Below are 1974 nucleotides of genomic sequence, written 5' to 3'. Positions count from 1 at the left end.
CATAAAAAAACCGCCGGGGGTGCCGGCGGTTTTTGGAGGATCAGGACGTTTTCTTCAGGTACGTTCAGAACTCTCTACCGCCGCAGGCGCTTGAGAACCAAAAGTAGCTAAAGTAAAAACAGGCCGAATTCATGAAGTTAAATGTAGCACAGTCAAAGCGCAGCCCTGGGTTCAGGCGGTGCCGCCCACCGTCAGCCCGTCAATGCGCAGCGTCGGTTGGCCCACACCCACCGGCACGCTCTGGCCTTCCTTGCCGCAGGTGCCGACGCCGCTGTCGAGCTTCATGTCGTTGCCGATCATGCTGACGCGGGTCAGCGCATCGGGGCCGTTGCCGACAATGGTGGCGCCTTTCACGGGGTACAAAATCTTGCCGTTTTCCACCCAGTACGCTTCGCTGGCCGAGAACACGAACTTGCCCGAGGTGATGTCCACTTGGCCACCACCGAAGTTGGTGGCATACAGGCCCTTCTTGATGCTGGCCACGATCTCTTCGGGCGATTTGTCGCCCGCCAGCATGTAGGTGTTGGTCATGCGCGGCATCGGGATGTGGGCGTAGCTTTCGCGCCGGCCGTTGCCGGTGGGCTGAACGCCCATCAGGCGCGCATTCATGGCGTCCTGGATGTAGCCCTTCAGAATGCCGTCCTCGATCAGCACATTGCGCTGGCTGGTATTGCCTTCGTCGTCCACGTTGAGCGAGCCGCGGCGGTCGGCAATGGTGCCGTCATCCAGCACCGTCACACCCTTGGCCGCCACGCGCTGGCCGATGCGACCACTGAAGGCACTGGAGCCCTTGCGGTTGAAGTCGCCCTCCAGCCCGTGGCCGATCGCCTCATGCAACAAAATGCCGGGCCAGCCCGGGCCCAGCACCACGGTCATTTCGCCGGCCGGCGCGGGGCGCGCGTCCAGATTGGTGAGCGCCGCCTTGACCGCCTCATCGACATACTGGTTGATGATGGCCTCGTCAAAATAAGCCAGACCGAAACGCCCGCCGCCCCCGGCCGAGCCCATTTCGCGCCGGCCTTTTTGTTCGGCGATCACGGTCACACTCAGGCGCACCAGCGGGCGCACATCGGCCGCCAGCGTGCCGTCGGCACGCGCCACCATCACCACGTCGTACTCACTGGCCAGCCCGGCCATGACCTGGGCCACGCGTGGGTCCTTGGCGCGGGCCAGCTGCTCCACTTTTTCCAGCAACTTGACCTTGGCCGTGCTGTCGAGCGTGGCGATCGGGTCCAGCCCTTTGTACAAGGAACGCGCCGATGCTATCTTTTTAGTAGCCGTCTTCGCCCGTCCCGCCTGGGCCACGCTCGATATGGTGCGCACCGTGCGGGCGGCATCCAGCAGCGAGGCTTCTGAAATATCGTCCGAGTAGGCAAACGCGGTTTTCTCGCCGCTGACAGCTCGCACGCCGACGCCCTGGTCGATGCTGAAGGAGCCGGTTTTGACAATGCCTTCTTCCAGGCTCCAGCCCTCGCTGCGCGTGTACTGGAAATACAGGTCGGCCTCGTCCACCCGGTGCGCCTTGATTTCGGCCAGGGCGCGGATCAGGTGGGATTCGTCCAGGCCAAAGGGCGTGAGCAGCAGGGACTTGGCAATGGCCAAGCGTTCAATAGTGGGTTCGCGAGAGATCATTTTTTGATTTTAGGCTTTATCACCATCCAGCCACTATGGCGAGGGCTACAGCCCCAAAAGCTTCAAAGCCCCGGGCCTTGACCGGATCCAGGTCGCACAGCCGCAGCGGCCAGCCCTGGCCCAGCAAATGCGCGGCCATGCCGCCGCCCATGTTGCCGACACCGACGATGGCAACCTGGAACCCGTTCAGGACCGGGTTCACGACTGCACCAGGCGTTTCGACTTGGCGATCGACATCAGGATCCCCAGCCCCATGCCCAGCGTGACCATGGCCGTGCCGCCGTAGCTGATGAAGGGCAGCGGCACGCCCACCACCGGCAAAATACCGCTGACCATGCCCAT

The 1974-nt window shown here is 62.9% G+C and carries 3 protein-coding genes; all 3 read right to left on the bottom strand.

All coding sequences use genetic code 11. From position 1 onward, the window contains the following. Positions 1–171: 171 nt before the first annotated feature. A complete protein-coding gene (gene tldD / locus B3V69_RS18590; RefSeq protein ID WP_296448641.1) occupies positions 172–1632 on the bottom strand; it encodes a metalloprotease TldD in 1461 nt (486 codons plus the stop codon). Between the two features lie 19 nt (positions 1633–1651). After that, positions 1652–1834 (bottom strand): NAD(P)-binding domain-containing protein, encoded by a 183-nt coding sequence (locus tag B3V69_RS18585; RefSeq protein ID WP_296448639.1) that lies wholly within the window; start codon positions 1832–1834, stop codon positions 1652–1654. After that, a partial coding sequence (locus tag B3V69_RS18580) for an FtsW/RodA/SpoVE family cell cycle protein (RefSeq protein WP_296448672.1) occupies positions 1831–1974 on the bottom strand: 144 nt, incomplete at its 5' end. The genes B3V69_RS18580 and B3V69_RS18585, both read right to left, overlap by 4 nt.

This window comes from Rhodoferax sp. UBA5149, assembly GCF_002413825.1.
Taxonomy (GTDB): Bacteria; Pseudomonadota; Gammaproteobacteria; order Burkholderiales; family Burkholderiaceae_C; genus Rhodoferax.
The sequence above is the reverse complement of the archived record's forward strand: the minus strand, read 5'-3'. Positions and strand labels throughout refer to the sequence as shown.